14 protein-coding genes are annotated in these 25,483 nt (G+C 68.9%); 3 read left to right on the top strand and 11 right to left on the bottom strand.

The annotated features are described in order from the left end of the window. Nucleotides 1–61 precede the first annotated feature (61 nt). From OV287_RS28340 to OV287_RS28300, 9 genes are all read right to left on the bottom strand, one after another. A complete protein-coding gene (locus OV287_RS28340; RefSeq protein ID WP_267537175.1) occupies nt 62–7,447 on the bottom strand; it encodes a non-ribosomal peptide synthetase in 7,386 nt (2,461 codons plus the stop codon). Nucleotides 7,448–7,523: 76 nt separating this feature from the next. Further along, complete coding sequence (locus OV287_RS28335; RefSeq protein WP_267537174.1) at nt 7,524–9,347, bottom strand: DHHA1 domain-containing protein; 1,824 nt, start codon at nt 9,345–9,347, stop codon at nt 7,524–7,526. Between the two features lie 14 nt (nt 9,348–9,361). Next, nucleotides 9,362–11,188 carry a DHHA1 domain-containing protein gene (locus OV287_RS28330; protein WP_267537173.1) on the bottom strand — a complete coding sequence of 609 codons (1,827 nt, stop codon included), beginning with the start codon at nt 11,186–11,188 and terminating at the stop codon, nt 9,362–9,364. Nucleotides 11,189–11,221: 33 nt separating this feature from the next. Next, the gene (locus OV287_RS28325; protein WP_267537172.1) at nt 11,222–12,604 is read right to left on the bottom strand and encodes an MFS transporter; all 1,383 of its coding nucleotides are present in this window, start codon (nt 12,602–12,604) and stop codon (nt 11,222–11,224) included. After that, nucleotides 12,601–13,959 (bottom strand): hypothetical protein, encoded by a 1,359-nt coding sequence (locus OV287_RS28320; RefSeq protein ID WP_267537171.1) that lies wholly within the window; start codon nt 13,957–13,959, stop codon nt 12,601–12,603. The genes OV287_RS28325 and OV287_RS28320 overlap by 4 nt, the downstream gene beginning before the upstream one ends. A 9-nt stretch (nt 13,960–13,968) precedes the next feature. Then, complete coding sequence (locus OV287_RS28315) at nt 13,969–14,526, bottom strand: hypothetical protein (protein ID WP_267537170.1); 558 nt, start codon at nt 14,524–14,526, stop codon at nt 13,969–13,971. Continuing rightward, the gene (locus tag OV287_RS28310; protein WP_267537169.1) at nt 14,523–15,563 is read right to left on the bottom strand and encodes a M28 family peptidase; all 1,041 of its coding nucleotides are present in this window, start codon (nt 15,561–15,563) and stop codon (nt 14,523–14,525) included. The genes OV287_RS28315 and OV287_RS28310 overlap by 4 nt, the downstream gene beginning before the upstream one ends. Beyond that, the gene (locus OV287_RS28305) at nt 15,560–16,144 is read right to left on the bottom strand and encodes a hypothetical protein (protein ID WP_267537168.1); all 585 of its coding nucleotides are present in this window, start codon (nt 16,142–16,144) and stop codon (nt 15,560–15,562) included. Before OV287_RS28305 ends, OV287_RS28310 begins: the two co-directional genes overlap by 4 nt. 158 nt (nt 16,145–16,302) lie before the next feature. Beyond that, complete coding sequence (locus OV287_RS28300; RefSeq protein WP_267537167.1) at nt 16,303–18,015, bottom strand: HAD-IG family 5'-nucleotidase; 1,713 nt, start codon at nt 18,013–18,015, stop codon at nt 16,303–16,305. 391 nt (nt 18,016–18,406) lie between these two features. Between OV287_RS28300 and OV287_RS28295 the strand changes: the two genes are divergently transcribed. Next, nucleotides 18,407–20,695, top strand: a complete 2,289-nt coding sequence (locus tag OV287_RS28295) for a serine/threonine protein kinase (protein ID WP_267537166.1) — start codon at nt 18,407–18,409, stop codon at nt 20,693–20,695. A gap of 4 nt (nt 20,696–20,699) precedes the next feature. Continuing rightward, a complete protein-coding gene (locus OV287_RS28290; RefSeq protein WP_267537165.1) occupies nt 20,700–21,359 on the top strand; it encodes a response regulator in 660 nt (219 codons plus the stop codon). Here the strand turns inward: OV287_RS28290 and OV287_RS28285 are convergent. Further along, nucleotides 21,301–22,497, bottom strand: coding sequence for a polysaccharide deacetylase family protein (locus tag OV287_RS28285; protein WP_267537164.1), 1,197 nt, complete (start codon nt 22,495–22,497; stop codon nt 21,301–21,303). The two genes, OV287_RS28290 and OV287_RS28285, sit on opposite strands and share 59 nt — an antisense overlap. A gap of 285 nt (nt 22,498–22,782) precedes the next feature. Then, nucleotides 22,783–24,054 (bottom strand): heparin lyase I family protein, encoded by a 1,272-nt coding sequence (locus OV287_RS28280; protein WP_267537163.1) that lies wholly within the window; start codon nt 24,052–24,054, stop codon nt 22,783–22,785. A 297-nt stretch (nt 24,055–24,351) separates the two neighbouring features. Between OV287_RS28280 and OV287_RS28275 the strand changes: the two genes are divergently transcribed. Further along, nucleotides 24,352–25,428: a polysaccharide lyase family 20 protein gene (locus tag OV287_RS28275; RefSeq protein ID WP_267537162.1), complete on the top strand. Its 1,077-nt coding sequence runs from the start codon at nt 24,352–24,354 to the stop codon at nt 25,426–25,428. The last annotated feature ends 55 nt before the right edge of the window (nt 25,429–25,483 follow it).

Here is a 25,483-nt window from a genome sequence, read left to right as displayed (position 1 = left end):
TGGGATGTCCCCTCTCCCTCTGGGAGAGGGGAACTTGCTGGGGATTTGCAGGGCCTCTGGTCTACCCGGCCTTCTGGCCAACAGCCTGGAGCCTCCGAGGCGGTGACTCCAGCACGCGCGCCAGCGTCTGGGCCACCGTCTCGACCTGGGGCGAGCGCAGCGCCGAGTAGTGATCCCCGGGCACCTCCAGCATCTCCACGTGGGCCGCTAGCGCCGCCCAGCCTCGATCCGGTGCGTCCGGATCACCCACCTGGGCCTCCTGGCCTCGCAGCATCGTGAGGGGCAGCTGCAACGGGCTCAGCGTGTGTTGATAGAGGGCTCTCACGCAGCCGGTGAAGACGCGCTGGAGCCTCTGCAACTGCGCCAGCCCGACCTCGGGGCCAAAGGCTCCCACGCGTCGGCCTTCCTCCCAGAGGTAGCGCAGCAGCGCGCTCGCGTCCGCCGGCTGCACGTGGGCCGGCAGTTCCAGCGGCAGCCCCGTCGTCTGCGCCAGGTTCGCCGCGAAGAGGCTGTTGAGCGTCGCCTCGTCCTCCAGCCGCGTGCCCTGGGCATACGACGTGGGGCTCGGCTCGATGAAGACGAGCTGCTCCACCTCCTCGCCCTGTGCCTTCAGCAGGCGCGCCATCTCGAAGGCCACCACGGCGCCCATGGACCAGCCTCCCAGCCGGTACGGACCCTGGGGCTGCACCGTGCGCAGCGCCTCCACGTAGAGCGCCGCCATCTCCTCCATCGACTCCAGCGGGGGCTGCTCTCCCTCCAGCCCGCGCGCCTGCAGGCCGTAGAAGGGCTGCTCGGCGTCCAGGTGGCGCACCAGCTCGGCGTAGCACAGCACGTTGCCGCCAATGGGGTGCACGCAGAAGAAGGGCCGCCTCGAGCCACTCGTGCGCAGCGGCACCAGCACGTCCCCGTTCGCCAGCGCCAGGCGCAGCCGGGACATCGGTTCCTCGGGGTGGGCCACCGCCCACTGCAGCAGCACACGCAGGTGCTCCGCCATCCGCGCCGCCGTGAAGGACTCGAAGAGATCGCTGCTGTACTCCAGCACGCCGGTGATCTCCTGGTTCTCCTCCCACAGAGCCAGCGTCAGATCGAACTTCGCCGAGTGGCGCTTCACGTCCACGAAGCGCATGGAGAGCCCCGGACCCATCGGCTGCGACCCCGGCGCGTTCTCCAGCACGAACAGCACCTGGAAGAGCGGAGAGCGACTGGAGTCCCGCGTAGGCAGCAGCTCCTCCACCACGCGCTCGAAGGGGACGTCCTGGTGCGCATAGGCCCCGAGCGTTACCTCACGCACGCGGCCCAGCAGCTCGCGGAAGCTTGGGTCTCCTTGCAGCCGCGTGCGCAGCACCAGCGTGTTGACGAAGCAGCCAATCAACCCCTCCAGCTCCGGTTGGGCACGGCCCGCGATGGGCGAGCCCACCGACACGTCGAGCTGCCCCGAGTTGGCCGACAGCAGCGTCTGGAAGCCCGCCAACAGGGCCATGAAGAGCGTCACGCCCTCGCGCTGGCACAGGGCCTGGAGCGATGCGGACAGCTCCCGGCCGAGCCGCACCGGCACACGCCCACCTCGGAAGGACGGCACTGGGGGACGCGGCTTGTCCGTGGGCAGCTCTAGCGCGGTCGGCGTTCCGGCGAGCTGCTTCCGCCAGTACGCGAGCTGTGACTCCAGCACGCCCCCCTTCAGCCACTGGCGCTGCCACATCGCGTAGTCCGCGTACTGCACGGACAGCGGCGCCAGGCGGGGCGGCTCTCCAGTGGAGTAGGCCTCGTAGAGCGACGACAGCTCGCGGATGAGGATCCCCGAGGACCAGCCATCCGAGATGATGTGGTGCATCGTCACCACCAGCAGGTGGTGCTGCTCCGCCAGCCGCACCAGCAGCGCGCGCAGCAGCGGCGCCCGCGTCAGATCGAACGGCCGCTCCGCCTCCTCGGCCGCCAGGGTGAGCGCCTCGCGCTCCCGCTCGGACTCGGGCAGACCTCGCAGATCCACCAGCCCCAGTGCGGGCTCCACGTCCGGGAGGATGCTCTGGGTGGGGCCCTGATCGTCCTCGATGAACGTGGTCCGCAAGCCCTCGTGGCGCCGCATCAGGGCCTGGACGGCGCGTACCAGTGCGCGCGTGTTCAGCGGCCCCTGGAGCCGGAGCGCCGCCAGGATGGTGTAGGCCGTGCTTCCGGGCTCGAACCTATCGAGCACCCATAGGCGCTGCTGTGCGAAGGACAGCGGCAGCCGCTCCGTCCTCGGCACGGGCAGCAGCGGCGGGATGACGGAGAGGGCGCTGCCGCTATCGCGCGCGGCGTCCACTCGGCGGGCCAGGGCTTCGAGCGTGGGCGTCTCGAAGAAGGCGTTCAGGGGGAGTTCGAGCCGCAGCGTCGAGCGCAGCCTCGACACCACCTGTGTTGCTAGCAGGGAGTGGCCGCCCAATTCGAGGAAGTGGTCCAGCGCGCCTACGGACTCCACGCCGAGCACCTGGCGCCATAGGCCCGCGAGCAGTTCCTCGGTGGGCGTGCGCGGTGCCACGTAGGGCCGCAGGCTGGAGCGCTCGGCGGCAGGGGCGGGTAGGGCCTTGCGGTCCACCTTGCCGTTCGCGTTTCGCGGCAGGGCCTCCAACACCACGAACGCCGGGGGCACCATGTACTCGGGCAGCGTGCGCCTCATCCAGTCACGCAGCTCCGTGGGATCCAACCCGGGGCGCGCTACACCCTCACCCCGTCCCTCTCCCAGAGGGAGAGGGGAAGTAGGGGCGGCGTAGGCCACCAGACGCTTGTCGCCGGGTACGTCCTCTCGCACCACGACGACTGCTTCGCGCACGTTCGGGTGGCGCTGCAGCGTCGTCTCCACCTCGCCCAGCTCGATGCGGAAGCCGCGGATCTTCACCTGGTTGTCGTTGCGGCCCAGGTAGTCCAGCTCGCCGTCCGGCCGGTAGCGCACCCTGTCTCCCGTCCGATACATGCGTGCCCCCGCCGCTCCGAAGGGACACGGCAGGAAGCGTTCCGCCGTCAGCTCGGGACGGTGCAGGTAGCCCCGCGCGAGCCCGTCTCCCGCCAGGTACAGCTCCCCGGGCATGCCCACCGCCACTGGCTCCAGGTGCTCGTCCAGCACGTACGCCTGCGTGTTGGAGAGCGGGCGGCCGATGGTGATGGGCTCTCCGGGCCGTACCCTCACCCAGGTGGAGTACGTGGTGTCCTCCGAGGGGCCGTACAGGTTGTACAGATCCTTCACCGTGGGGACTTCGTAGATCTGACGCGCGAGCGGCTCGGGGAGCGGCTCACCGGCGAGGTTGATGGTGCGCACCGAGGCCGGCAGCGCCCCGAGCCGCAGCAACTGCGCCATGGCGGAGGGCACCGTGTTGACGAGGCTGACCTCGGAGGCCTGGGGCAGCTCGGCCAGATGCAGCGCGTTGCGCGCGACGATGACGGTGCCGCCACAGCTCAACGGGGCGAACAGCTCGAAGACGGACAGGTCGAAGTTGATCGACGTACAGGCCAGCACGCCCCGCAGCGCCTCGGGAGGGAAGGTGGCCAGGGCCCACGTGAGGAAGGCCACGGCGCTGCGGTGGGTGATGGCCACGCCCTTGGGCCGGCCCGTGCTGCCCGAGGTGTAGATGAGGTACGCGAGGTTCTCGGGATGCAGCGCGCCCGGCGGCGGCGAGTCGGGCTGCTGCGCCACGGCCTCGGGCAGGGCGTCCAGGCACACCACCTGCGAGTCGTGGGGCGGCAGCACGCCCTGGAGGTGCGAGTGCGCCAGCAGCGCGGGACCCCGGGCATCCTCGAGGAGGAAGGCCAGACGCTCGCGCGGATAGGTCGGGTCCAACGGAACGTAGGCGGCGCCGGCCTTGAGGATGGCGAGCATGCCCACCACCATGTCCGCGTTGCGCTCCACGCACAGGCCGACACGCACCTCGGGGCCGACGCCCAGCGAGCGCAGGTACCGGGCGAGCCGGTTGGCACGCGCGTCCAGCTCCCGGTAGGTGAGGCGCACGGAGCCCGCGCTCACGGCCACGGCCTCGGGCGTACGGCGCACCTGGGCCTCGACGAGGTGGGGGATGCAGGCCTCGCGCGGGAAGTCCGCAGCCGTGGCGTTCCACTCCACCAGCAGGCGGTGCCGTTCTTCCGCTGTGAGCTTCGGCTGCTCTTGGGTCTGTCCCTCCGCGCTATCCACGGAGGCCTCGTCTCGCAGGGGCACGACGGGCAGGCGCTCGCGACGCTTCGGCCCAGACTCACGCTCCTGCTTCGACTCCCCGCCGGAGCGCGCCTCGTCCACCAGCCGCGCCACCTGCTGCACGGTGGAGTGCTGAAAGAGGACGCGCACCGGTAGCTCCACACCGAAGCGGGCGCGCAGCCGAGCGACAACCCGCGTGGCCATCAGCGAGTTGCCGCCCAGCTTGAAGAGATCATCCTTCGCGCCCACCTGCTCCACACGCAGCAGCTCCGAGAAGAGCGCCGCGACCTCGGTCTCGGTGGGGGTGCTCGGGGCGACGGGCTCCTCCTTCGGCCGCTCCAGCTTCGGGGCCGGGAGCGCCTTGCGGTCCACCTTGCCGTTGGGATTGAGCGGCAGGGTGTCCAGCACCACGATCGCCGAGGGCACCATGTACTCGGGCAGCTTCTCGCGCAGGCGCGCATTCAGCGCTTCCGTGTCCACCGCCGCCGCGCCACCGCGTCCCGCCACGTAGGCCACCAGCCGCTTGTCGCCGGGCACGTCCTCGCGCGCCATCACCACCGCCTGCTGCACGGTGGGGTGCTGCTCCAGCGCCGACTCAATCTCTCCCAGCTCGATGCGCAGGCCGCGGATCTTCACCTGGAAGTCCGCCCGGCCCAGGTACTCGACGTTGCCGTCGGGCAGCCAGCGCGCCACGTCGCCCGTGCGATACATCCTCGCTCCCGGCGTCTCGCTGAAGGGATCCGGGATGAAGCGCTCGGCCGTCAGCTCGGGGCGGGACAGGTAGCCACGCCCCACCTGCACGCCGCCGATGAACAGCTCGCCAGACACGCCAATAGGGACCGGCCTCAACTTCGGATCCAACAGCCGGATGGACGTGTTGGCCACGGGGCGGCCGATGGGCACCGAGCGCCGCTGCTCGCCGCGCACGCAGGCGTAGTAGGTGACGTCGACGGCGGCCTCGGTGGGGCCGTAGAGGTTGTGCAGCCCGGCCTGGGGCAGTCGCTGCAGACAGCGCTCGGCGAGCTCCAGCGGCAGGGCCTCACCGCTGCACACCACGCGCCTCAACGAAGCACAGCGCTCGAGCCCCGGCTCCTCCAGGAACACCTGGAGCATGGAGGGCACGAAGTGCAGGGTGGTGACGCGAGCCTCGGCGATGAGCCGCACCAGGTAGGCCGGCTCCTGGTGCCCCCCGGGCCTGGCCACCACCAACCGCGCGCCCATCATCAACGGCCAGAAGAACTCCCAGACGGACACGTCGAAGCTGAAGGGTGTCTTCTGAAGGACGGTGTCCTGAGGGCCCAGTTTGTACTCGTCCTGCATCCACAGCAGCCGGTTCACCACGGGCGCGTGGGCGTTCATCGCTCCCTTGGGTCGCCCCGTGGAGCCGGAGGTGAAGATGACGTAGGCGAGGCCGTTCGGCGTAGCGAGCGGAGGCGGTGCGTGCTTCGGGTGTGCGGCCATCTCGTCCCACTGCGAGTCCAGGCAGAGCACGCGGGCCTGGTGCGGAGGCAGGCGTGAGAGCAGCCGTTGCTGAACCAGCAGCACCGCGGGACGCGCGTCCTCCAACATCCACACCAGGCGCTGCGAGGGGTAGTCAGGATCCAACGGCACATAGGCACCGCCGGCCTTCAGGGTGGCCAGCAGGGCGATGACCATCTCCAGCGAGCGCTCGACGCACAGGCCGACGCGCACCTCGGGGCCCACGCCCAGCGAGCGCAGGTGCCAGGCGAGCTGGTTGGCGCGTGCATTCAGCTCCCGGTAGGTGAGCGACTGCCCCTCGAAGACGAGCGCCACGGCCTCGGGCGTGCGCTCCACCTGGGCCTCGATGAGGGTGTGGATGCAGGCGTTGGCCGGCATCTCGACCTTCTCCCCGTTCCACTCCTCGAGGATCTGCTGGCGCTCCTCCTGCGTCAGCATGGGCAGATCCGAGATGTTCCGATTCGGGTCCTCGACGGCGGCGGCCAGCAGCGAGCGCAGGTGCCCCAGCAGCCGGAGCATCGTCGGGGCCTCGAAGAGGTCCGTGCTGTACTCGGCGCTCAGCCGCAGTCCCTCGGCCAGCTCGGTCGCATAAAGCGTCAGATCATGCTTGGTCGTCCCCGTGTGGACGGGCACCACCTCCATCCGCAGGTCCGGGGACTGGAGTGGGGGCAGGGGCGCGTTCTGCAGGTTGATCATCACCTGGAACAGCGGCAGGTGGCGCGAGCTGCGCTCGGGCTTGAGATCCTCCACCAGCTTCTCGAACGGCACGTCCTGGTGGGCCTGGGCCTCGCGCGCTGTCTCGAAGGCGCGGCTCAGCAGCTCGCGGAACGTGGGGTCTCCCGCGAGGCTGGTGCGCAGGGCGAGCGTGTTGATGAACAGGCCGATGAGGCCCTCCAGCTCCGCGCGCTCACGGCCCGCCACGAGCGTGCCAACGGTCAGATCCGTCTGCCCGGTGTAGCGCTGCAGCAGCACCTGGAAGCCCGCCAGCAGGACGGCGAAGAGCGTCTTCCCCTCGCGCTGGGCGAGCGTCTTGAGGGACTGGGTCAGCTCCGGCGAGAGCACCAGCGACTGGCGCACACCCTGGGAGCTGAGCGCGGCCGGGCGCGTCTTGTCCCCCGGCAGCTCCAGCACGGCGTTGGGGTCCAGCTTCGAGCGCCAGAAGGCGAGCTGCGACTCCAGCACCTCGCCCCGCAGCCACTCGCGCTGCCAGCCGGCGTACTCGGCGTACTGGAGGGGCAGGGCGGGCAGGGGCGAGGGCCGGCCCTCGACGAAGGCGGGGTAGAGGGTCGCCAGCTCCCGGACGAGCACGCCCATGGACCAGCCGTCCGCGATGGCGTGGTGCAGGTTGAACAGCAGCAGGTGCTCGCGCGGGGACAGCCGGTACAGCACCGTGCGCAGCAGCGGACCCTTGCTCAGCTCGAAGGGCCGCTGGGCCTCGGCGGACATGTGCTTCCAGGCCTGGGCCTCGCGATCGGCCTCGGGATGCTCCTGGAGGTCCACCAGGGACAGCGGCACCTCTACGCTCGGGGCGATGAGCTGGAGGGGGCTGCCCTCCTTCTCCAGGATCGTGGTGCGCAGCGGCTCGTGACGGCTCACGAGCTCCTGGAGTCCGCGCTCCAGCGCTTCAAGGTGGAGCGTGCCAGTGAGCCGCACCGCCACGGGCATGTTGAAGAGGGCGCTGCCGGGGTTCCACTGGTCGAGGAACCACATCCGCTCCTGGGAAAAGGACGCGGGGGCCTCCTTGGGCTTGCGGGCCTTCTCGCGCAGGAGCCTGGCCAGCAATGCACGCTTCTCTTCAGGAGTGGACGCCATGACTCTTCAGAACCTCCCAGCGCTGACTTCGGTCAGGCTGGTTTCAAGGACCCAAGGAATTGCCGGGAGACCACTTTCAGGCTGCGCCGCTCAGGCGCTCCTGGAGGAACTGGCGTGCTGCCTCGGGCACGGCGGAGAGGCCCTCGGGGCGCGAGCCTTCCGCCCAGGCCACCTCCGGCCCTCCTGTCTCGCTGCTCGCGTCCACCGCGGAGGCGACCCGTCGCAGCAGCTGTCCCGCGTCCACGCCGCGCTGGAGCACCTCCTGCGCTGCCGCGGTGACCAGCACCACAGAGCCGCCCTGCGTGGCCGTGAGTACCACCGCGGCCTGTGAGACAGACTTCCGCAACGCCTCGGCGAGCGTGCGCAGGTGCTGCGAGGTCGCTTCTCCCAGGTGGCCGGCCACCAGCAGGAGGTCTCCCAGCTTCGAGGCGCTCTCGAGGAGCTGCCGGGCCTCCTGCGCCCGCTGGGCCCGCGCGGACACCCTGTCGGACCGCTTGTCGTTCTGCCGGCGCTGATCCAACTCCGTGAGCTGCGTGCGCAGCTCCGTCAGGCGTCGCGGGGGGAACTGCCAGTCCTCCATCTTCCTGGTCAGCGCGGGGACTCGGGTGGCCAGCTCCTTGCGCTCCACCGTGGAGAGCTGCTCCAACTCGCGGCGCACCGACTCCAGCGCCTCGTCGACCTGCGCCACCGACTCCCGGGGGCTGAGGAAGGGCGGGGTGAAGGTCTCGGGGATGCCGTCGAAGCCCGCCACGTCCTCGCCGTCGATCTGCCGCAGGCGCGAGCGGACCACGGGCATGAGGTTCTCGTTGGCGAGCTTGCGCACCAGCTTCCACCCCGCCTGGCGATGGGCGGGCAGGTGGTCGCAGAACACCGCGTTGAAGCGGGGCACGGGCCTGTCCCCGCGCAGGCTCTTGAAGGGATCCGCGCCGCCGCCCGTCTCGATGGCGAGGCCCCGGTCCAGCGCCTCGTGCATCAGGCAGCTGTTGAGGATCCGGTACAACCCCAGCTCCTGGGGGAGGCTCAGCTCGTAGCCGGCCGCGGGCGAGAAGACGACGTCCCCCTTCACGTGGAAGCCGTAGAAGGTGTCGATGCGCCCGTCCTTTACCAGCAGGCGGAACTGGATCATCTCTCCGCGCAGGGCGGCCTCGAAGAAGGCGGGCGAGATGGACGGGTTGGTCGAGTACTTCTCCCGGTTGAGCATCCGGTACAGCTCGGCCAGCCGAGGGGCACAGCCGGGCATCTCCCGGGCGTCCACGAGCTTGTAGCCGCTGGCCTCCAGCAACCGAGCATCCCGGCGTCGGTTCTCCCGATGCTTGCGATCCAGCTCGTGGCCGTAGGGCAGGAGCACGCGGGTATGGGTCATGAAGGCAAACGTGTAGCCGCCGGCCTTCAGGTGGTTGAGCAGGGGCGAGTGGGTGGCCGGGCTCAGCGCCGGGAAGACGATGGCGTACCCGGGGAACTTCGAGACGAGAAACTGCGTGACCCGGCGCACCTGATCTTCCGTCAGGTTGGCGCCCATGTTGCGCAGCGTGGGCCAGTTGTCGACCTGGACGACCTTGTTGATGCGCGCCCCCTGGAGCAGGGCGCCCATGCCCCACAGCGCGCTGCCCATGACCAGGCGAGGCAGCGGCTTCCAGTTGCCCGTCTTGAGGGCGGCGCGCTGGCTGGTGATGTAGCGGGAGAAGATGGAGAAGAAGTACGAGTTGTCGTACTCGGTGTCGTTGATGGAGAGGGGGATGAGCAGATCATCCACTGCGAGCAGGCGCAGGGTGCTGCGGTCCTCGAAGAACGCTTGGGTCCCGTGCTGGAAGAGGGGCACGAGGAAGTCACGGGCCTTGCGCCCCTCCTCGGTGTCCGGCCATGGGGCGTCCGTGATGGTGCTCTCGTCGTAGAGATTCATGACTGTCTTCGTGGTTACGGGGTGCCGCCGAGGCGGGCCTGGAGGAAGTGGCGCGCCGCCTCGAGCGCCGCGTCGATTCCCTCGGGCCGCGAGCCACCACCCCAGGCGATTTCTTGGGCGCCGCCGCCCTTGCCCTCGACGGCGGGGGCGACCTGGGCCATGAGCTGGCCGGCGTCCACGCCGCGCTGGAGCAGGGCAGGCGTGGCCGCGGTGACGAGCACTACCTTGCCCTCGCGCGTGGCCGCCAGCACCACGGCGGCACAGCCGGCCGATTGCCGCAGACTGTCCGCCACGGCGCGTAGCTGCTGAGAGGACGCGTCACCGAGGTTGCTCGCGATCAGCAGGGCATCTCCCAGCTTCGCGGCGCCCTCGAGGAGCTGCCGGGCCAGGTCGGCCACCGGTGGGCCCTTCTCTGGCTTCGCCTTGGCGCTGGCACCGCGTCGCTGGCGCTGCTCATGCTTCTCCAGCCGCTCGCGCAGCTCCATCACGCGCCGCGTGGGCTGGGGCCAGTTGTGGAGCTTCTCCGCGAGCGGGGCCAGGGCGCGCGCCAGGGCCTCTCCCTCCAGCTTGGAGGCCTCCTCCAGCGCCTGCTCCAGTGCGCCCAGCTCCTGGCGCAGCAGATCCGCCGCCTCGCGAGGGCTCATCGTGGGTGGGGCGAAGGTCTCGGGCACGCGGTCGAAGCCCACCATGCCGTCCTCGCCGTCGATGTTCCGCAGCACGCCCCGAGAGGCGCCCAGCATGGAGCCGTTGGCGAAGCGCTGCAGCAGTCGCCATCCCCGCTGGCGCCAGCCCGACAGGTGCTGGAAGTGGACGGCGCTGTAGCGAGGCATCGGCTTGTCGCCTCGCATGCTCTTGAACTGGTCGGCGCCTGCGCCCAGCTCCACGGCGATGCCGCGCTCCACGCCCTCTTGGATGAGTTGGTGCACCAGTCCCCGGTACAGCCCGAGCTCCTGCGGCAGGTTCACGTCGTACCCGAAGACGGGCGGAAAGAGCACGTCCTGCTTCACCGCGTAGGCGAAGAACCCGTCGATGCGCCCGTCCTTCACCGCGAGCCGGAACTGGAGCGTCCCGTCGCGCAGGGCCGTCTCGAAGAACGCGTTCGTCATCCGCTGATTCGTCGAGTACTTCTCCTCGTTGAGGAACCGGTACAGCTCGGCCAGCCGAGGCCCGGAGTCGGGGTGCTCCTTGCCGTCGACAATCTTGTAGCCGCTGGCCTCCAGCAGCCGCGCATCCCGGCGCCGGTTCTCGCGCACCTGCCGGCTCACCTCTGCCTTGTAGGGCAGCAGCAAGCGGGTGTGGAAGGCGTAGACGCTCTCGTAACCGCACCCCTTCAGCGTGTTGAGCAGGGGCGAGTGCGTGGCCAGGCTCAGCGCCGGGAAGACGATGGCGTGCTGGGGAAAGCGCTCGACGAGGAACCGGGTCAGCCGCTGCGCCTGATCCGCGGACAGCAGGACGCCCATGTTGCGCAGCACCAGCCAGTGGTCCACGTAGACGCACCGATCGATGCTCGTGGCCTTGAGCACTCCACCCAACCCGTGGAGCACTCCGCGCACCAGCCGCCCGTACACCGGGCCCCAGTTCCCGCGCGCGACCGCGTTCACCTGCAAGGTCACGTACCGGGCGAAGTTCGACAGCATCGGCGAGTTGCCGTACTCCGCGTCGTTGATGGCCAGCGGGATGATCATCCCCTCCAGCTCCACCAGCCGCAGCGTGGTCCTGTCCGACAAGAAGGCCGTGCTGCCCTGCTTCATCAGCGGGGTGAGATACGCGCGCGCGAACCGTCCCTCTGGAGTGTTGGGCCAGGGGACCTGCTCCAGGGTGTTCTCGTCGTAAAGAACCATGAAAGGTCAGATTCTCTTGGAATGTGAGAAAAATCAACCCACTGCGGCGGTGCCGGGGGTGGGGACGGAGTCCGGGGGCGCGCTGTGGTCAGCGAGGGCGTCCGGCAGCTCGTCCTCCACGTTGCGGATGCGCGGGGAGAGATAGGACACGAGCGTGTGGACGATGATGGTGACGCCCAGCACGACGAACACGAACGCGATGCCGCGCCCCTTGCCGACACCGAGCACGCGCCCGACGGAGTGCTCCAGCGCGCCACCCGGGGCCAGCAGGGGCTCGAAGAGGTGGTCGCACAGGGGACCTGAGATCAGCGCGGCGATAGGCGTCGCGGCCAGGCCGAGCATTCGCCGTACGGAGAAGACGCGCCCCTGGAGTGCGGGAGGCACCTTGCTCTGCCAGATGGCCTGCATACAGCTGAGGATGAGCGGGGAGCACATGATGAAGACGAAGGCTCCCCCCGCGACGATCAGCGCCGTGGGAGGCAGGGCCGCCGCGAACAGCGCGAACGCGGACAGCAGGTAGAAGCCGAGCACGCCGTGGACGCGGCGCTTGGGCCCCCCCCACGCGGTCATCACGACGGCGCCCACCACCATGCCCACGCCGGCGAAGGACATGACCCGGCTCAGGGTGGGCACGTCCGTGAAGCTCAGCACCAGCGGAGTGATGAGCACGATGACCATGCCGGTGACCAGGTTGAGCACGCCGATGAACACCATGAGCTGGAGCAGTCCGGGCCGGGCGCGGATGTAGTGCCAGCCGCTGACCGTCTCCCGCCAGAGCGACTTCTGATCCGCCTGGGCCTCCTCGGTCAGCGGGGGCGTCGGGGGATAGCGGATGAACAGCAGGAGCGTGATGGAGAGGGCGAAGGAGACGACGTCCATCAGCACGATGCCCTGCAGCCCGATGCTCGCCAGCACCTGGCCGACAGTCAGCGGGGCGAGGATCTGCCCGGCGCCGAAGGCCAGCTCGATCATTCCATTGGCGCGGCCCAGCTGCTCCTTGGGGACGAGCAGCGAGGTGGCGGCGTAGCAGGCCGGCAGTTGGAACGTGCCGAAGCAGGAGCCGAGTGCAATCAGCACATACAGGTGCCAGAGCTCGAGCTGCCAGAGGCCCTTGTCGCTCGTGTGCAGCAGGAGCCAGATGAGGGCCGCGCTGACGCCCGCGCCGAGCTCCGCCAGGATCAAGACCCGGCGGCGATCCCAACGGTCGATGAGGGCACCCGCCACCGGGGACAGCAGCATCATCGGCAGGAAGTAGAAGAACTGGAAGAGCCCGTACTGGGTGACGGACCCGCTGCGCTGGTACATGAACGTGCCGAGCGCGAAGGTCGTCAGCCCCGAGCCGAACCAGGTGACGACCAGTCCGACCCAGGTCACCAGGAAGGCGTGGAAGGGCCGGGTGGTGACAGGCAGCTTCATGGACGGACCACCACCACCGGCGTCATGCAACCGCCCTGGGCCACGTTGACGATGGCGTCTCGCGAGAGACGGGTCAGGAGGCCCGCCTGCCGGTCGCCGTTCCACACGAATGGGTTGAGATCCGCGTACAGCTCCTCGTAGCGGATCTGCCCTCCGTCATAGATGGGGTAGCTCTCCATGGGTGTGGGGACCCGCTCCTGGACGATCCAGGGCGCCTCCAGGGCGGTCTTCAGAGCGGTGCTCCACGTGCCGGCGTCGGTCTGCCAGCCCAGCGTCACCCCGGTGCCGCCGAACTCGTTCGCCGGCTTGAGGACGAGCCGCTCGCGGTGCTCGGCGATGAAGGAGAGCAGGTCCACCTCCCGGCCGTCGTATCGGGTCTTTCCCTCCCGAACGATGCGGGTCCACGGGATGTGGCGAGCCAGCGCCGGGCGGACGTCCGGGGCGAACATCTCCGACTGTGCCGGATCGCTGAGCGCGGCGAAGAGCGCCTTGCTGCGCATGACGCAGTTCCGGAACAGGCCGTTCATGAAGTACGCCGAGCCCTCGGTGAGCGCCTGCATGACCGGGTGCTCGCTGTTGCACCCCACGATGAGCCCGGCGAACCCGGCGCCCCCGATGAAGGTGACGACGTCCACCCGGAAGTCCTCCACGTAGAGCTGACCATCCCGGTGCGTCCACGCGTCCTCGGAGGTGACAATCCGGATGGGGAGGCCGTGGGCCTGGATGAAGTCGCGGTACAGCTCCTCCTCCTCGCTGTCCTCCGGGGTGGGAGGGCCGAAGAAGGCGAGCTGCGGGACTCCGCTCCGGTTCCTGATCGCATGCTGGGCCTTCAGCGTTTCGATGAGGGGCGTCGCGATGGGCGGGACGGAGAACTCATACCGGCGCGAGAAGGCCTCCAGCGCGGGCGTGGCGGCGAACGCCTCCCCGAGGTCCTGCATGTAGATGAGGCCACCCGGGTCGGTGTTGTACTCGATGAAGCGGAGGACACCGTCCGGCCCGACGAAGCCGTCCAGGCGCCCGCTGACCCTGGACATCCGGGTGCCCGCGTCCACGGGCATGAGGAACTCCTCCCACTCCTGGACGCCCAGCTCGCGGCGGAAGGACTCGTCCTCGCGGGCTCGCAGGTACACCGTGTCGAGCGCCCGGGACACCGCCGCGGAGGCCTGCTGGAAGTCCGCATGCTGCTCCGGGGTGATGAAGCGGGGGCGCAGCGCCCGGTACAGCGGGCGTCCTTTGTAGAGCGCCCTCCGCTCCTCGCACTGCCGCAGGAGCGTCTCGTGCGTGCGCTGGAGGACCTCGCCCCGCAGTAGCCCGTCGTAGAAGGAAACAGCGTCGGCCAGCGCGTGACGCGACATAGAGGCTCCCTAGAAGGTGACACCGGCCTCCAGCAGGCCGAGCGAGAAGTTCAGACCCAGGCCGGGCAGATCCGTGCCCGCGCCAATACCAAGCTGAAGGACGGAGACCTGCACCGACTCCAGCTCGAAGCGCACCGGCGCGAGCGTGACGCCCAGGGACACGGCGGGACTGGTGAGGCGCTCCGGGTGCTCGGGCGTGAGGAAGCTGAGGTGCTCGCCGAACAGCGTCGTCACGGTGAGCAGGGCCGCCGGGGCCCACATTCCGCTGCGCTGCACGCCCGCACCGATGCGCAGCGAGCCCGTGTTGCCGAGCATCGACAGGTAGCTGAGGTCCGCCTGGAGGATGAAGCGCCCGTTGATCGTGTCCCGGAGGCCGAGCCCGCCGCCGACGCCGCCCATCGTCCGGGCCGAGGACAGGTACGCCTGTGCGCCCGCGGTGGTGTAGACGGTGAATCGGTGACTTGGGGCAGGGGACTCCTCGGCCTTCGCGACATGGGAAGGACCCACGAGTGCGAGTCCCAGCGCGAGCGCGCCCGCCTGGAGCCACGAGTGATGAGAGGTCTTCATGGAGTTGGTCCCCCTGCAAAGAAGGCGATGGCCGCGGCGGCCACGCGGGTGGCCTGGCCCAGGCGGATCGGATCCAGCGTGTCCGGCGTGTCGGTCTCCTGGTGGTAGTGCGGGTTGCGGAACGGCGCGGTGTCGGTGAGGAAGATGGCCTTCTGGTGGTTGAACCAGAAGGGCAGGTGATCGCTGAGCGTCAGGGGGAAGCCCAGGGTAGGGGTGCCATTGCCCGACGAGATGAGCGGCACCGTGTTCATCAGCTCCAGCGAGTTGTTGATCGCGTAGACCTGCGCGGCTTCACGGCTGGAGTCGTCGTTGCCGATGATGGCCAGGAAGTCCCCCTTGGAGGGCGAGGGCAGGCCGGGGATGGACCCCTGGGAGCCCTCCTCGTCGGAGTAGTAGCCGATGCTGTCGAACACGAGCGCGGTGACGACCTGGCCGCTCTTGCCTTCCTTCACGTACCGGTGGCTGCCGGAGATGCCGTACTCCTCCATGTCGAAGCCGACGAAGCGGATGGTGCGCTCGAACTTGTAGCGGGAGAGCACGCGGGCCAGCTCCAGCATGGCGACGACACCGCTGCTGTTGTCATCGGCGCCCTGCCAGAAGGCATCGAAGTGGGCGCCTACGAGGATGACCTCATCGGGCTTCGTGGTGCCCGGAAGCTCCGCGACGATGTTGCTGGTGCGCATGCCGTTCTCGCCGAACGACACGTCATCGGTGACGCGCAGCCCGTCGAACGACACGAACTGCGAGCGCACCCATTCACCGGACCTGGAGTTGGACAGGTGGCACAGCTCGGGCCACTTCTCGCGGGTCTCCGCGGGGACCAGCGGGACGCAGTCGATGGACTGATCCGAGGCATGCCGCTCCGTCAGTGTGAGCAGATCGCTCCAGACGCGTTCGGGCTGGATCTCCTCGGTCAGCGTCTTCAGGCGCGTGACATCGGTCCCTTCCAGAAGCGGCGTCGGAGCGCACCCGGTGCCGCCCGCCAGGCCGAGGCCCGCGGCGAGCAGGAAGAGGGAAGAGCGAAGGGAGGCGCTCATAGCTGCACCTCCAGGCGGGCCAGGCCAATGTGGAGTCGCTGGGCCGTACGGAACGGAGGGCCCGCGGGTCCCCACTGCACCTCAGGACCTCCGATGATGAAGCGGCCGATGTGGAAGCGCAGGGGGGCGGCGTGGACGGCGAAGTAGAGCGGACCGGTCAGCAGGGCATCATTCTGCTCGTACAGCTCTTCACCCATGGGGACGCGGACGGCCTGCCAGGGCAGCGCGACCCGGCTGAGGCCCAGCTCCAGACCCCCGGCGGGCTCCCAGAAGCCCACCCGCGTCCGAATCTCGGCTCGGCCGTAGACCTCGAGAGGGAAGGTCGTCTTGCCCGAGGGCAGGGCATAGCGCAGCCCGCCCCCCACGAAGATGTGGCGTCCGGGTCCCTGGGTGCCGAGCGCCCGCTGATACGCGGCGTCCAGCGTCATGGCCGGCTCGGAGTCTCGCCACAGCCCGATCTGCTGGAAGCTGGAAAAGCCGAGTGAGATGCCTTGGGCGACGGGCTCGGCGGGCTCCGCCATTGCCGCTGAGGCAATGAGGCATACGCCCGCGACGAGCCATCTGGAGGGGTGTGCGTGCATGGAGAGGGGGCTGTTTCTCAAGTTTGGGGAAACAGAGACTGGCCCAGACGGTGGTCCCCACGCAACGACATGTCGGGTAGTCCTGAGCGGTCCCCTCGGTACGCTTCACGTCGGCCGTTGCGGCCTGCAGGTCCGTCGCCCCAGGTGGGGGAATCGGCTCAGGGATCTCCCTTAGGCGGTCCCTCGCTGCCCACCAGTGACAGCTTCGCCGTCCACGAGCCCGCCATCTCGTGGGGCATCAGATCTCTCGGCGAGCGGTAGTACTGCATCGGCGATTCGTGCAGGAAGTTCGACACCCGGCTCGTGTACAGGCACGCGTAGCGCTCCACCTGCTCGCCGAACCGGCTGTTCTCGTGCCCCTCCTTGAAGAGCAGGCCCCAGTACGGGTTGAAGCCTTCTTCCACCTCGCACTCCAGCGTGTCCGCGATGTCCGTCGCCTCGCGCAGCGCCCAGCGCAGCTTGTCCAGCTCCACCTTCAGCTTCCGCCGCTCCTCCTCCATCCGCTGGGTCTCCTCCGCCTCCACGTCCCCTCGCTCCAGCTTCCGGTCCAGCGTGTTGAGCTGGCCCTTGTGGTGCGCCACCTTGTCGTCCAGCCGCTCCCGCGCCAGCTCCACCTCGGACAGCCGCTCGATCCGCTCCCGCTGCCCGTCCGTGTAGGTGATCTCGTCTTCAATCTCCTGCACCACCATGCACGTGCGCCACAGCGAGGACTTCTTCGACTTGAGGATGTCCCCGTAGATGTGATCGCCCACGTACAGCACGCACTCGCCCGCGTGGCCCGTCTGCTGCTCGAACTGCACCAGGTTGCCACCCTGGTACACCGTGCCGCGCTCCAGGTGGGTGGCCTCGCCCACCACGCGCGCCTCCTCGCCGGGCCCCGCCGTCTCCAGCTCCAGGAAGGGCCGCTGCTCGGAGAAGAACGCCGGCTTGGCCGCCAGCGTCACGATGTAGTCGAAGTAGTTGCGCCAGCTCGGGTACTCCGCCACCTGCCCATCCAGCAGGTAGCGCATCACCGCGTCCGTGTAGTCCCACGCCGAGTTCGTCAGCAGGAACAGCCGCTTTCCTCCCGAGCGCAGCTTGTGCAGCGCCGGGCCCAGCTCGGGGTCCTGGAAGACGTAGCGCCCCAGGTCCTTGCGCACCTCGCGCTTGAGCGAGTTGTCTCGATGCACCGTGTCAATGGCGTCCCGGATGTCGTCGTACAGCTTGCCGTAGTCCACCCGCTGGCCCAGGGACTCCAGCAGCTCGATGATGCCGGTGAAGAGCCAGGCCTCGGGCAGGGCGAAGAGGGTGTCGATCCACGCGAACCGCGGATCCTTCAGCTTCACCCGCTGGTTGCGGTACAGCTTCTTCCACATCTCGCGCTCGAGCGGCCGCAGCCCGTGCCAGGCCCGCCCCACGTACCCGAAGCGGTCCATCTTCAGCAGGTTGCCGTTCGCCTTGTCGACCGCCAGCCCGCGCATCACGAAGTGGTGGTCGTACTGGAGCTGGCCGACGACAGCGGGGTAACCGCGCTCGGAGACCAGCTTCGCGAGCGTCATGTCGTACGCCAGCTGCTCCAGCCGGCGCATATGGTAGATGGCCAGCGTGTAGTCCATGTCGAAGCCGATGAGCTCGACCCCGGCCATGCGCAGGTTGCGGTTGACGAAGATGTCCCGCGCCCGAGGCACCTGGCGGACCGGGGCTCGCGGCACGCTGAGCAGGCGGGCGAGCTCGACATCGTCGAAGAGGCGCTGGGCGCGGCGCTCGGCCTCCTCCGCGTAGGCCCGATTGAGCGAGGAGCGGAAGCTGCCATGGAGGGGATCCGAGGTCGTCGGGCTCCCGGGGATAGGTCCGGTCGGTGAAAGTTTCGGTGACACGAGACAGAAAGACATAACACGCGGCCCTCGGGCGGCACCATTCTCACGGGTTGTCCTCCTTGCGGGGTTGCAAGCGGGCGTGGCACGCTCGCGGGTCCGCAATGAGGACTCCCGCCCGACGTTCCCCCCCGTCCGACGCCGAGCTCCACGCGCGGCTGGCTGCCCGCATCGAGGCGCTGGAGGACCGGGTCCGCCAGCTCGAGGTGAGGGTGCGCGGCGCCGCCGTGACGCGACGCGTGCGCGCTCCGGGCCCGGTGCGTCAGGAGCCGGCTGCTCCCCGGACAGCAAGCCGGCCCCGCCCGCGCTGCCCTGGCTGTACACTGGAGCTGCCCCCCGGGCGTAAGGGCGCGGCGTGCGTCTGGTGCGGATTCCAGTTCGACGCCGTCCGGTCCCGGAAGAGGAAGGGATGAGCACCGCCTACCGGTTGACCGGCCGCATCGAGGCCGGAGATCTCGCCGAGCTGTACGAGGCCGTCCAGGAGCCGAGTGGCTCCAAGGTCGTCATCAAGCTCTTCCTGCCGAAGACGTCGGATTCCCGCTACGCCACCGTGGTGGCCGGGGCCTACAGCGTCCTCAATCCATTGATCCCCGAGGGCATCGTCCCCGTCCTCGACATGGGCTTCGTGAAGCAGCGGCTCGCCGTGGTGCGCGAGGCCGTGGAGGGCCACACCCTGGGCACCGCGCTGCACCGGCTCAACACCAAGGAGGTCCTCCTCCCGCCGGCCACCGCGCTCTGGCTCGTCATCCAGCTCCTCGAGTCCGTGGAGCGCGCCCACGCGGCGGGAGTCGTCCACGGCTCCATCACCCCGGGCAACGTGCTGCTCTCGCGCATCGGCTTTCCCGCGGTGTGCGACTTCGGGTCGCTCCAGGCGCTCCTGGCGGTGCCGGAGCTCAAGCGCGCCTTCGCGGGCCGGGGCCGCAGCGCCTACCGCGCCCCCGAGGTGGGCCGCGGTGATCCCCCGGACGCTCTCTCGGACATCTACTCCATCGGCGCCATCGCCTACGAGCTGATCACCCTGCGCGAGGCCGTCATCCCCGATGGGGGCGTCAGCACCCGCCGCGCGGGCCTGCCTCCGCCCAGCCGTCTGGATCGGCGTCTCCACGCGCGGTTGGATCCGATCATCCTGCGCGCGCTGGAGGCCACGCCCGGGCGGCGCTTCCGCTCGTGCGCCGAGTTCGCCGCCTCGCTGCGCAACTTCCTGTCCACCAATGGTGGCTTGCCGGGGGCCGAGGACGCGCGCCGCTTCGTGTCCGAGCTCTTCCCCAACGAGATGGTCGCCGCGACCCCCGGCCAGGTGCCGTTCTCCGAGCGCTTTGCGCTCACGCCTATCTCCGGCGTGTCGCTAGCGCAGGTGAGCGCGGACGCGCTGGAGAAGTCCGTGGTGGTGCGGCCCTCGTTCAGCCCGGCCCTCAGCGAGGCGGACACCATGGAGGCCCCGCCCGCCTTCGAGGAGTACCAGCCCGAGCCCACCTTGGCTCCAGGGCCCATGCTGGACAGGAGTCTGCTGGAGTCCACCCACGTCCTCGGGGCCGAGGCCGCGAAGGAGGTCCTCGAGTCCACCTACGTCGGACTGAAGGAGGACGCCAAGGAAGGGGCCGAGGTCACCCACTTCGGGAAGCAGGGCGGCACTCAGGTCACCCGGCCGAAGGAGGGGACTCAGGTCACCCGGGTCGGGCCGAAGGAGGGCTCCGAGTCCTCGCGTTCCAACCCACCGGGAGACGACGAGCAGACGTGGGTGGCGCCTCCGGGGGCGGCCCCGCCCAAGCCGCGCCGTGCACCCGTGCTGCCGGGTGGGTCTGCTCCCAGGGAAGTCACGCGCATTGGAAAGAATCCCCGCCTGCGCGTGGTGGAGGACTACTCCCGCCCCGAGCCCAAGCCCGAGCCGGAGCCCGCCAAGGCGCCGGTGGATCCGGATGATCTGATCGACACCGCGAAGATTGAGCCGACGGGGGTCCGCATGCGCCTGCCCGTCTCCGAGGGCACGGTGGCGCGGGCGCGCGTACCTGTCTCCGAGGGCACGGTGACGCGGGCGCGCGTGCCGCCGTCCTTGGTGCGGGGCCATGCGTCCGAGCAGCCGTTGGCTCCCGCCGAGCCGGATCGCTCGTACATCCCCATGCCGCCGCCCACGTCCCCCGAGGTCAAGGCGGCGGTGGCCCAGCGCCGCCTGTTCACCGAGGAGCGCAACCTCCTGGAGGATCAGCGGCAACGGCGCCGCATGCTGGCCGTGGCCGGAGTCATCGCGCTGGTGGGGGTGGTGTGCTTTGCCTTCGCGGTGTGGAGGTTTACGCAGCGTCCCCAGCTCGACACGGACCCCAAGGTGTCCGCGGTCAGCGGCGCCGTGGAGCAGTACCTCCAGCAGCCGCCCGAGTCTTCCGAGCCCGCGCCCTCCAGGCCCAGGTCCACTGCGCCGCCGGATCCCGAGATTGTCACTCCCTCGGGTGGAGCCGAGGACTCTCCCAAGACCGGCGTCGCGTACCTGTCGATCGAAGCCAACCTCCCGGCGCGCGTCTATATCGACGGCGTGCGGGTGAAGCGCAACCTGCCCCTGACGCGCTATCCGGTGAAGCCGGGCTCTCGGGAGCTCATCATCGAGACGATTGGTGTGCCGCGCCAGCGCGAGGTCTTCGACGTGCGTCTGGAGCGCGGCGAGCACAAGAAGCTGAATCAGCTCTTCAAGGAAGCCCCCCACCGCTGAGGCCATGGACCGGACCCGCGTCTTCGTTGTCGAGGATCAGCCGAACCTGCTGCGCAACCTCCTCAAGGTGTTGGGGAGCTTCCCCGAGCTGGAACTGGTGGGAAGCTCTCAGGACGGGGAGCAGGCGGTGGAGGACGTGGTGCGGGTGCTCCCGCAGCTCGTGCTGTTGGATTTGGAGCTGCCAGGGCTCAACGGCATCGAGGTGACGCGGCGGGTGAAGCGTCGCGCCCCCGAGGTGGAGGTGCTCATCCTCACGTCCTTCGAGGACGAGCAGAAGGTGTACGAGGCCATCCAGGCGGGGGCCTCGGGCTACCTGGTGAAGAGGGTGGGGCCGGAGAAGATCCGCTCGGGCATTCGCGAGGTGATGGAGGGGGGCACGGTGCTCGAGCCCCTCATCGCCCGGCGCTTCTGGAACTACTTCCAGTCGATTCAGGCGAAGCCGCCCGAGGCGGAGAAGCAGAACCCCTGGGGCCTGACGCCGGCCGAGTTCGACGTGCTGCGTTACGTGGCCAAGGGTCTGTCCAACGCCGAGGTGGGGCGGGTGATGACGCTGGAGCGGCGCACGGTGCGCACGCACCTCTCACACATCTACCGGAAGATGGGCGTCAACTCGCACGTGGAGGCCGTGGTGCTGGCCCTGCGGGCGGGGCTCTTGGACCTGTGAGCCCCGCTCCCTGCAACCGGAAGTAGTTCCATGCCAGCTCGAAGGCCAGATCCGAGACATGGACGGGCGCCCCGATGCGCGGGAGCTCGAGGAGCCCATTCACTCGCGAGCAGAATCCAGACCGGGTGGTGACCGCCGCCTCGAAGTAGCGGCCCACGAGTGCCGACACCTCGGGGCTCGTGGTGCCATTGGGATAGGAGAAGACCGTCGGAGGGACGCCCAGCTCCTCCTCCAGGGTGTCCCGACAGGCACGAAGCTCCCGCTCCACCTCCGCCAGCGGGATCTGGGTGAGGATGGGATGGGTCACCGTGTGGGCACCAATCTCGAAGCCCTGGCTTCTGAGCTCCCTCACCTCGTCCCAGGACAGGAAGCGGTTCTCGTCGTTCACCGGGATGCGGAACGACGCACGAAGCCGCTCCACGATGTCGATCATCACCGAGTGCGGCCTCCCCTTGAGATACTCGACGCAGGCCAGCATCAAGGCTCGCGGTGCCAGGTCGAGTGCGCAGAGCCGTGCGATGACCGGGTCTCCACACGCCCGGCGGATCTCCTCGAGCGAGAATCGGGAGAAGATCTCCTCCAACTCGTAGGCCCACATCCACTGGTCGGTACCGATCAACCCGGTGGTGACGAAGAGCATCGCCGGGACGCCATAGCGGGCGAGAATCGGCGCGACGAGGTGCAGGTTGTTGCGGTAGCCATCGTCGAAGGTCAACGCCACTGCCCTGTCGGGCAGCCGTGTCTGGCCCCTGAGTCCCGCGATGAGCTCGGACATGGAGACGGGCCGGTACTTGCGCGTCAGGAAGGCGACGTGCTGCTCGAACTCATGGACATCGAGTACCGGCTCGCCCCAGACGTCGAGGGCCCGCCTCTCGACCTTGTGGTAGAAGAGGATGGCCGCCTCGCCTGAGGCGACCTTCCAAGCGGCCGGGTGCAGGTCCAGGTAGAACGAAAGCGCTTTCACGCCCTTCTTCATCCAGTACGTCCAGCGCCGCTCGACAATACTGCGTGCGTGGAACACCAGCCGATCCAGCTCGAGGTGGTTTCGTGACCGCTCCAGGTCGGGCTGATTCTGTTGCTGCTTCGGATCAACCTCATTGCTTCCGACCACGCGTAGATTCGTGTTGGCCTCTTTCATCACTTCCCCCCACCCGGACGCATTGCAACCACCGCGCCGGGCCGGCCTCCCCCGGAAACAGGGGGACGAGAACCCACATCGGGCAAGGTATTGCCTGCTCGAACTCCGGCATTTCCCGGAGAGGCACCCGTGCGTCACTCGCGAAAGAGAGCCACCCGATGATGGGGACGTACTTCAGGGCAGGGCCTCCAACGAGGGCTTGGGGGGGCGGGCCGGAAGGGGACCCCCCCCCTCGTCCGTGAGGGGGGAGTCCCGCGGTGCTACGTCCTTCTCCGGGGCTTTGGCCTACGGGGCTTCGGCGGCCACGAGTCCACTGCCACCGGGGAGGGCTGGTTGCACGGCGCCCTCGAGGGTCTTGGCCTGGACGAGGCCGTCGTGGAAGAGCACCGCCGTGGGCTGGATGGCCTCGTCCCGGTACAGCCCCATCTTCAGATAGTTGACGTCCGACGCGCTGAACATGGTGCGGGTGTAGCGCTTGGGCAGGACGAGCTCGCCGTCGTACCAGAGCTCGACGAACCCGGCGCTCGCGTTGGCCGACCACTTGATGTGCAGGACGAAGTCGTGCCACCCACCGCGGGTGACCGGGGTCTTCGTCCACACCGTCTTGCCATTGACGATGAAGAAGAGGGTGTCCGGCATCGGCTTCCCACAGTCAGCGGCGCTGCAGCCGAGCACGAAGCGAACGGGCGGTGCGCCACTGGCGCCCGGGTGGTGCCACTGCATGAACACCTGCCAGTTGGGCGTCATCGGGTAGTCGGACGGCCAGAGCGTGCTCCAGCCGTAGTAGAACTCGGTGCCCTCCGAGGCGCCGTCGAACTTCACGAGCTCGTTGCGGTTGCCGCTCGCGTTGATGGGGTCATCTCCCCGCCGCACCTCGGCGCGGAGCGCGTAGCGGCCCTCTCGCACGGGCGACTGGACGACCTGCAGGCGGTCTGGGGCCATGCTCTGCGTCTTGCTGTACTGCGAGAGATTCCCCGTCTCGAAGTCTCCGCGCCACACCGCTGGGGATGGCGAGGGGGGTGGGGTCGGCTGCGTGCCGGCGCACGGGCGTGCCTCGGCGATGCTGGCCCAGTCGTTGAGATTGTTGCCGTTGACGGTGATGCGCACGCGGCGCGTGGTGACGCTCGGGAAGGTGTACGTCTCCGCCGCCGTGGTGGTTCCGCTGCTGCGGCCGCTGTAGACCTGTGTATAGGTCTGGCCGTCCGGCGAAACGGAGATGGTGAAGTTGTTGGTGCGCGTGTTGCCCAGGTGCCAGGCAATCGCCGCTCCGGCCACGGCCTTGCTGGTGCCCAGGTCGTAGTCGAGCCACGAGGCCTGGCCCAGGTTGCTCCAGCGGGTGTCGAGCCGGTCGTCCAGTGTGTTCTGCGGCACGTTGCCGTCATGGCCCTTGGCGATGACCGAGGCGGGCGTGAGCTGGGTGCAGTTCTGTGTCGTGAGCGTGGAGGTGGCGGGCTCCAGGGCCTCCGGCGTGCCCTCGGTGTCCGAGGGAATTTCATTACCGCAACCGGCACCGCCGAGGGCCATCATCATTCCAACCACGAGGAGAGGTTTTTTCATGGGGCTCCAGGAAAGGACAGACAGCGTGAGACGCGACTCCCCGTTGCGCCAATGAGCGCTCATGTCTTTGGCGTTGGGGGATCGTGTTGGGGCGCGTAACGGTCACCTGGCCCACCTATTCCATCCATCGCTTCGAGGCCTGCTCGCCCGGTGGCCTGCGACATCTCTCGCCAGGATTGAACCGTTCGCCTGCTCGGCCTTTCCGTGAGTGAGAGGGAATGGGGGGGCGGAATGCGCGGACCCCGTCTCCTGGTTCGATCGCAGTTCCAATAAACCCCCCCCATCCGGAGGAATTTGATGTCACGTTCGAATTGGTTGCTCAAGACCACCGCGATCCTCATGGGTCTCGCGGCCGCCACCCCCGCCGCGGCCAGTACGCTGTGGCGCGGAGACTTCGAGACCGGTGACTGGTCTCAGTACAGCAAGGCGCAGAGCATGGCCGCGGATCGTCTACAGGTCGTCGAGTCGCCCGTGCGCGAAGGTCGCTACTCGCTCCGGGCCGAGGTGCGGCAGGGAGATGACCCCATCAACGCGAGCGGCAACCGCAACGAGTTCGTGAGGTTCGACGGCGCCTCGGAGGGCACCGAGTTCTACTACGGCTGGAGCACGCTCTGGCCGTCCGACTATCCGATGACGCCCAACTGGCAGGTGTTCATGCAGTGGCACCACCCGGGCGCCGGCGGCGCGCCGCCCGTCCGCTTCGTGCTCGGCTGCAGCGCCGCTGACTGTGGAAAGCCGATGCCGGATACCCTGTTCCTCATCGTCAATGGCAAGACGGTGTGGACGAAGGCCCCGGTCACCGCCGGTGACTGGCACGACTTCATCCTGCACATCAAGTGGTCGGCCGACGCGAGCACCGGGTTCGTCGAGCTCTGGTACGACGGCGAGCTCGTCCTGCCCAAGCGCTACACCCGCACCATGTTCAGCTCGTCGGACGTCAACTATCTGAAGATGGGGCTGTACCGGGACGAGGCCATCCAGCCCACGGCGGTGCTCTACCACGACGGCCTCGTTCAGGCGACGACCCTGGAGGAGGCGCTGCTGCCCGGCGCCTCCGGCGGTGAGGAGGTCCCGGACAACGGCTCACCGCAGGACCCGGGCACGCCGCAGGACCCCCCTTCCAACACCGATGGCGAGGCCAGCCCTGGTGACGACGTTGCCGTGGGAACGCCACAAGAGCCGGGCATCGGCACGGAGGGGGACTTCCCAGGCAACAGCCAGGTGCCGCTGATTCCGGAGGAAGCGGGCGACCCTCAGGAGCTCGGGGGATGCAGCTCGAGTTCCACGTCCGCCATCCCGTGGGTCTCGCTGACGGGCTTGCTCATGCTTGGTTCGCTTGCCCGGTACCGGCGGCGAGCGAGCCAGCGGCGGTGAGCCAGGGCTCGAGCCTGCCCTGGTGCGGCAGCGTAGAGGCCGCACCAGGGGCTGT

Source organism: Archangium lansingense, assembly GCF_026626635.1.
Lineage (GTDB): Bacteria > Myxococcota > Myxococcia > Myxococcales > Myxococcaceae > Archangium > Archangium lansingense.
This window is presented reverse-complemented; position numbering and strand designations above follow the sequence as displayed.

What these genes read in the sequence shown, in the direction of transcription:
- OV287_RS28340 (WP_267537175.1), bottom strand. Translation starts at nt 7,447, where the DNA reads ATGGCGTCCACTCCTGAAGAGAAGCGTGCATTGCTGGCCAGGCTCCTG.
- OV287_RS28335 (WP_267537174.1), bottom strand. Translation starts at nt 9,347, where the DNA reads ATGAATCTCTACGACGAGAGCACCATCACGGACGCCCCATGGCCGGAC.
- OV287_RS28330 (WP_267537173.1), bottom strand. Translation starts at nt 11,188, where the DNA reads ATGGTTCTTTACGACGAGAACACCCTGGAGCAGGTCCCCTGGCCCAAC.
- OV287_RS28325 (WP_267537172.1), bottom strand. Translation starts at nt 12,604, where the DNA reads ATGAAGCTGCCTGTCACCACCCGGCCCTTCCACGCCTTCCTGGTGACC.
- OV287_RS28320 (WP_267537171.1), bottom strand. Translation starts at nt 13,959, where the DNA reads ATGTCGCGTCACGCGCTGGCCGACGCTGTTTCCTTCTACGACGGGCTA.
- OV287_RS28315 (WP_267537170.1), bottom strand. Translation starts at nt 14,526, where the DNA reads ATGAAGACCTCTCATCACTCGTGGCTCCAGGCGGGCGCGCTCGCGCTG.
- OV287_RS28310 (WP_267537169.1), bottom strand. Translation starts at nt 15,563, where the DNA reads ATGAGCGCCTCCCTTCGCTCTTCCCTCTTCCTGCTCGCCGCGGGCCTC.
- OV287_RS28305 (WP_267537168.1), bottom strand. Translation starts at nt 16,144, where the DNA reads ATGCACGCACACCCCTCCAGATGGCTCGTCGCGGGCGTATGCCTCATT.
- OV287_RS28300 (WP_267537167.1), bottom strand. Translation starts at nt 18,015, where the DNA reads ATGTCTTTCTGTCTCGTGTCACCGAAACTTTCACCGACCGGACCTATC.
- OV287_RS28295 (WP_267537166.1), top strand. Translation starts at nt 18,407, where the DNA reads ATGAGCACCGCCTACCGGTTGACCGGCCGCATCGAGGCCGGAGATCTC.
- OV287_RS28290 (WP_267537165.1), top strand. Translation starts at nt 20,700, where the DNA reads ATGGACCGGACCCGCGTCTTCGTTGTCGAGGATCAGCCGAACCTGCTG.
- OV287_RS28285 (WP_267537164.1), bottom strand. Translation starts at nt 22,497, where the DNA reads ATGAAAGAGGCCAACACGAATCTACGCGTGGTCGGAAGCAATGAGGTT.
- OV287_RS28280 (WP_267537163.1), bottom strand. Translation starts at nt 24,054, where the DNA reads ATGAAAAAACCTCTCCTCGTGGTTGGAATGATGATGGCCCTCGGCGGT.
- OV287_RS28275 (WP_267537162.1), top strand. Translation starts at nt 24,352, where the DNA reads ATGTCACGTTCGAATTGGTTGCTCAAGACCACCGCGATCCTCATGGGT.